The sequence below is a fragment of the Arthrobacter agilis genome, assembly GCF_002953615.1.
GTDB classification, from domain to species: Bacteria; Actinomycetota; Actinomycetes; order Actinomycetales; family Micrococcaceae; genus Arthrobacter_D; species Arthrobacter_D agilis_B.
In genome coordinates, this window is sequence record NZ_CP024915.1 from 2,428,979 (window position 1) to 2,435,012 (window position 6,034).

The following is a 6,034-nucleotide window of genomic DNA, read 5'->3' on the forward strand; positions in this document are numbered from 1 at the left end:
GCCGTAGATCTGGCTGAACAGCAGCACGAACATGATGGGCTGCAGGACGGCGAAGATCAGCATGTCCGGCGAGCGCTTCAGTTTGGTCAGGTTGCGCTTGGTCACGGTCCACCCGTCGGAGAACCACATCGCCAGTTCGGAGGGCTGGTCCGGAACGGACCCTCCCGGGACGCGCGAGCGTTGGTTCTCGGGCTGGCGGCCCTCGGGTGCTAGGACACTCATGCTGCCGGCTCCTTCTGTGCTGCTGCTTCGTCGTTGTCCTCGGCCCGTCGGCCCGTGAGCTTCAGGAAGACATCGTCGAGGCTGGGACGCCGCATGCCGGCGTCGTGCAGTTCGATCCCGGCCTCGCCGAGCTCGGACAGGATGTACTGGAGGGCACGGGGTCCCTCGTCGACGGCCACCTCGATGCTGCGGCCGTCATCACCGATGGCGGGGTGGCCGGAGCCGTGGCGCCCGAGGATCTCCCTCGCCGCACCCGCGTGGGCGGCGTCGACCAGCGAGACGACCACGCGGTGTCCTCCGATCTGTGCCTTCAACTGGTCCGCCGTGCCCTCGGCGATGGCCTTGCCGCCGTCGATCACCGCGATGTCGTCCGACAGCTGGTCCGCCTCTTCGAGGTACTGCGTGGTGAGCAGCAGCGTGGTGCCGTCCTTCACGAGGTCCTTGATGATGCCCCAGAGCGACAGGCGGCTCCTCGGGTCCAGCCCGGTGGTGGGCTCGTCCAGGAACAGGATCTTCGGATTGATGACCAGCGCCCCGGCGAGATCGATCCGGCGCCTCATGCCGCCGGAGAACCCCTTGACCGGGCGGTTGCCGGCCTCCGTCAATTCGAACTGGTCGATGAGTTCCTGCGCCCGGCGCCTGGCCGTCACCGCGCCGAGGTGGTAGAGCCTGCCCACCATCTCGAGGTTCTCGAAGCCGGTCAGGTTCTCGTCGACGGCCGAGTACTGGCCGGAGACGCCGATGATGCGGCGGGCCGCCTTCGGATCCTGCATGACGTCGATGCCGTCGATGTGGGCCGTGCCGGCTGTGGGTTGGATGAGAGTGGTCAGGATCTTGACCACCGTCGTCTTGCCTGCACCGTTGGGGCCCAGCAGGGCCTTGACTGTTCCCTGGGGAACGGAGAGATTCATGCCGTCGAGCGCGTGGACGGGCCCGCTCTTCGACGAATAGGTCTTCTTCAGACCGTCTGCTTCGATGATCGCCATGCAGGAAAGGGTAGAGCCGGCGGCGTGACTCTCCTAGGGGCTTCGGTCAGAACCTGTCCGCAAGGGTTCCTTCGTCTCCACCGGACGTTCCCGGGCGGTGGGCGCGACGATGAAGGAGGCGAGGACCGCGATCCCGACGGCCAGGAGCGCGGTGCGGATGCCCACGACGTCGCCGAGGAAACCGAGAAGGGGCGGACCGGCGAGGAAGGCCGTGTACCCGATGGTCGACACGACCGCGACACGGGCGGCCGCGCGCTCGGGTTCGTCCGCTGCCGCGGACATGCCCATCGGGAATCCGAGCGCGGCTCCCGCGCCCCAGAGGACCGCTCCGACGGCGGCGAGCGGCACGTTCGGCGCGACGACGAAAAGCACGAGCCCGACGAGGGAGGAACCGAGGCTGGCCTGCAGCACCCGTACCCGGCCGAAGCGGTCGATGAGGCCGCCGCCCACGAAACGCAGCGCCGTCATCGCGGCGACGAAGACCGCGAACATGATGGCGCCGGTGCTCTCCGTGGTTCCCAGCCCGTCGACACTGGCCTTCGCCACCCAGTCGTTCGCAGCTCCCTCGGTCAGGGCGGCACCCAGCACGACGAGTCCGATCAGCAGGGTGCGTGCCTCGCCCCACGCTCCGAGGCCCTTGCCCCGACCATCCGTCGCCTCGTCCGCCCCATCGACCGGCTGCGCGGGGGTCTCCGGCAGGAAGCGGCGCGGCATCCAGAGCGAGACGGCGAGGCTGAGGACGGCGACGGCGACGAGGTGCGCCGACAGGTCCACGTCCAGCGCCGAGAGCCCTGCCCCGACCAGTGCCCCCACGAACGCTCCCCCGCTGAAGGCGGCATGGAAGCGCGGCATGATGGTCCTCCCGACCCGGCGCTCGACGTCGGCTCCCTCGATGTTCTGCCCCACGTCCCACAGGGCCACTCCGCTGCCGAAGAGGAACAGCCCGACGGCGACGACGGGCACGGACACCGCGGCGAGGCCGAGGGCGACGCCGACGGCGCCCAGTGCCGCGGCGGTTCCGCCCAGGCGGACGGTGTTGGCCGTGCCGAAGCGGGCGGCGACGATTCCTGCCAGGGGAAGCGACAGCACCGACCCGATGGCGCCCACGAGGAGGAGGGTGCCCATCTGGCCCGAACCGAGGCCGAGCGTGCCCGAGGCCGAGGGGATGCGGGCGGCCCAGCTGGCGAAGACGAGACCGTTGAGTCCGAAGATGGCATAGGAGGCGAACATGGCTGAGCGGACGACGGGGTTCACCCTGCAACCGTAGGCGGGCGGCGGCGGAAGCCACAATCGCGGCTCCCGCGACCCCGCTGCACTAGTCCAGGTCCACCGCGAGGGTCTCGCCCGTCACGGTCACGGTCGCGCTGATGTGGAGCCGCTGCGGGTCCTCCTCGCGTTCCCAGCGTGCCGGCTTCCGGGGGTCGAACTCGGCGTTGCGCTCGTAGGAGAACGTCGCCTGGGCGTCGTCGGACAGGAGCCGGTACACGCCCGGTTCATAGGACTCCTGGAGGGTGAAGGTGGGCTCCTTGTCCAGCGTCCAGCGCGGATCACGGACGTCCTGCGGATCACCGAACAGGAAGGACGCGTTCGGGCAGTTGCTCGGCGAGGCCTCGGTGGAGGCGATGCATCGGTCCAGTGCGGCCGTGGCCGCGGCGGCGGCTTCGGCCTGCACCGCGGGGGTGGGCTCCGGCTCGAAGAGCACCCCGCCGGGCGCCGATGCAGGATCCGCCGTGACCGTGACGGTCTGCTCCGCGCCGTAGGACAGGTAGGTGGTGGGCGACGGCGGGGAGACGACGTACTGCCCGGGCAGTGCCGGGAGGGAGACCGACCGCAGGCCCGCATACCTGTCGGTGTCCCCGGCCGGCAGGGTCACCTCGGCACCGTTGACGGTGACCGACTGCAGGTCCTCCGGGACCACGATGCCGACCTCCGTGACCGGCATCGGACCGTCCAGCCGCCACAGGTCGAAGAGGACACCCGTGGATCCGGTCCGGGTCAGGGTGAAGTCGATGGTGCTGCTGATTCCCTCCTGCATCACCTCGGTGGTCACCGTCGCACTGCCGTCGGTGATCGCGACGTCGAGCACCTCGTAGGCGTCGGGTCGACCGGCTGCCGCTCCGTAGACGGCATCGGACAGCAGGGCGTCCTGTCCACCGGGGACGCCGGTCCCGAGGAGCCCGCGGGAGGCCCCCGCATCCCCTGCGACGAGGGTGTCGAGGTAGGCCTCGACCGGTTTGTCAGGTCCGAAGACCGACTGGTTGACCAGGTGGACCGTGACCACCCCCGCGACGAGTGCGGTCGCGACGGCGGCGCCGGCCACGACGGTCCTCGTGGCCCGACGGCTCTTCGGGAGAGGACGTGGAGTGTCCTCCGCGGCGGTGGCAGTGCTCCCGGAGGGGATGCCGGCGGCGTGCCGCGGCGTACCGATCCTCCTGGTGCCCGGGTCCGGCGGAGCGGCACGGGTGTGCCGGCCCGCAGGGCGCTGCCGGGAGCCCTGCGGAGGTGGCGCCCCGCCGTCGTCCTGCGTCCCGACCGGATCCATCGACTCCGCCTCGGTATCCGTGCCTGTCCCGTTCGCCATGCTCTCCCCGTGTATGGACCGTCCGGCGTCCCTCCGCCGTCGTCCACCCTACCGAGGATGGCACCCGCCGCCCGCGAAGGACAGCGCGTGGTCGGAGCTGTCCGGATTCATCCACCGCCTGTGGACAAACCTGTGGAATAGCTGTGGAGGAGAGGTGGGATCAGCGCGCCCGGACGACCCTGCTCTCGTCCCAGACAGGTTCCTTGGTCTCGTACACCTTGCCGTCCGAGCCGAAGACGAGGAACCGGTCGAAGCTGCGGGCGAACCAGCGGTCGTGCGTCACGGCCATCACGGTCCCCTCGAACGCGTCGATGGCCCGCTCGAGGGCCTCCGCCGAATGGAGGTCGAGGTTGTCCGTCGGCTCGTCGAGCAGCAGCAGCGTGGCGCCGGACAGCTCCAGCAGCAGGATCTGCAGGCGCGCCTGCTGACCGCCGGACAGGGAATCGTAGGGTTGTTCCGCCTGGGCCGCCAGACCGTAGCGGTCGAGCACGGCGGACGCCGCCTCGCGGCCCAGGCCGGACCGGTGCTCGTCGCCGCGGTGCAGGATGTCGATGAGCGTGCGTCCGAGGAGGTCGGGGCGCGAGTGCGTCTGTGCGAAGAAGCCGGGCCGGATGCGCGCGCCGAGCTTCACGGAGCCCTCGTGGGGAACCGAAGCGATGTCGACGTCGGACACCGGCAGGTGCTCCTTGTCCGGGTCGGTGCCGCCGGCGGCGAGCAGCCTCAGGAAGTGTGACTTGCCGGAACCGTTGGAGCCCAGCACACCCACCCGGTCGCCGAACCAGATCTCCGTGCTGAAGGGCTTCATCAGTCCCGTCAGCTCGAGCTTCTGGGCCACGACGGCCCGCTTGGCCGTGCGGCCGCCCTGCAGGCGCATGGAGACGTTCTGCTCGAGGGGGATGGCCTCCGGCGGCCCGGCCTCGAGGAACTTCGCGAGGCGGGTCTGCGCCGCGTGGTAGCGGTTGGCCATGTCGGAGCGGAATGCCGCCTTGTTCTTGTACATGTTGACGAGTTCCTTGAGCTTGAGGTGCTCCTCGTCCCAGCGCTTGCGCAGCTCCTCGAACCGCGCGTTCCGGTCCTCCCGCGCCTTCAGGTAGGTCTCGAAACCACCGCCGTGGGTCCAGGACGACGCGCCCAGGGCCCCGGGCTCGAGCGTCACGATACGTGTCGCGGCGTTGGCCAGCAGCTCACGGTCGTGGCTGACGAACAGCACGGATTTCTTCGACTCGCGCAGCTTCGCCTCGAGCCAGCGCTTGCCCGGCACGTCGAGGTAGTTGTCGGGCTCGTCGAGGAGCAGGAGGTCGTCGGGGCCCGAGAAGAGCGCCTCGAGGACCAGCCGTTTCTGCTCGCCACCGGAGAGCGACGACGCCGCGCGGTACTGCGCACGGTCGAAGGGGACGCCGAGGGCGGCCATGGTGACCTCGTCCCACGTGGTCTCCAGCTCGTATCCACCGGCGTCGCCCCAGTCCGCGATGGCCTGCGCGTACTTCATCTGCGTGGGCTCGTCGTCGGCTTCCATCATGGCGAGTTCCGCCGCGTCGATCCTCGCGGCTGCCGCGGCCAGCACCGGCGGCGCGGCCGAGACGAGCAGATCACGGACCGTCGTGTCGTCACGCACCTGCCCGACGAACTGCCGCATGATCCCCATGGCCCCCGAGCGGCTCACCGATCCCTCGTCGGGTGCGAGATCACCGGAGATGATGCGCAGCAGGGTGGTCTTCCCGGTCCCGTTCGGTCCGATCAGGGCCGTCTTGTGGCCGTCACCGACCTTGAAGGCCACTCCGTTGAGCAGTTGCCTGCCGTCGGAGAGGAAGTAGTCGATGCCGGAAACGTCGAGATGAGCCACGTCTCCAGTGTTTCACGGACCGGGCGGGCACCCGTCGGCTCAGCCCCGCTGGTCGCCCGGGATCATCCGGTATCCCACGCCCCGCACGGTCCGGATGAACCGGGGATTGCTCGTGTCCTCGCCGAGCTTCTTCCGGAGGTTGCGGATGTGCACCTCGACGAGGTGGTGATCCTGGCTCCAGCCGTCACCCCACACCCGGTTCAGCAGCGCTTCGCGTGTCCAGACCCGCTGGGATCCGGTGAGGAGCGTCTCGAGCAGGTCGAATTCGATCCGTGTGAGCGCGAGTTCCCTGCCGGCAAGGGTGACGACGCGCCCCTCGGCATCCATCGTCAGGTCGCCGTGTCGGAGCAGTTCGTTGCCCTCCACCGGCGGTTCCGGGACGGCCCCGGTACCCGTGCGGGG

General features: G+C 69.8%; 5 protein-coding genes and 1 pseudogene. All 6 read right to left on the reverse strand.

From position 1 onward, the window contains the following. A pseudogene (locus CVO76_RS17365) lies at positions 1 to 222 on the reverse strand (hypothetical protein); the annotation flags it as partial. Beyond that, positions 219 to 1,208, reverse strand: a complete 990-nt coding sequence (locus CVO76_RS11855) for an ATP-binding cassette domain-containing protein (protein WP_208739389.1) — start codon at positions 1,206 to 1,208, stop codon at positions 219 to 221. The gene CVO76_RS11855 and the pseudogene CVO76_RS17365, both read right to left, overlap by 4 nt. A 33-nt stretch (positions 1,209 to 1,241) precedes the next feature. Then, complete coding sequence (locus CVO76_RS11860; RefSeq protein ID WP_208741798.1) at positions 1,242 to 2,438, reverse strand: MFS transporter; 1,197 nt, start codon at positions 2,436 to 2,438, stop codon at positions 1,242 to 1,244. 85 nt (positions 2,439 to 2,523) lie between these two features. Then, the gene (locus CVO76_RS11865) at positions 2,524 to 3,789 is read right to left on the reverse strand and encodes a hypothetical protein (protein ID WP_208739390.1); all 1,266 of its coding nucleotides are present in this window, start codon (positions 3,787 to 3,789) and stop codon (positions 2,524 to 2,526) included. A gap of 160 nt (positions 3,790 to 3,949) precedes the next feature. Beyond that, on the reverse strand, positions 3,950 to 5,632 hold the full coding sequence (locus tag CVO76_RS11870; RefSeq protein ID WP_133079969.1) for an ABC-F family ATP-binding cassette domain-containing protein: 1,683 nt from the start codon (positions 5,630 to 5,632) through the stop codon (positions 3,950 to 3,952). A gap of 39 nt (positions 5,633 to 5,671) precedes the next feature. Then, on the reverse strand, positions 5,672 to 6,034 hold a 363-nt coding region (locus CVO76_RS11875), incomplete at its 5' end, for a winged helix-turn-helix domain-containing protein (RefSeq protein ID WP_208739391.1).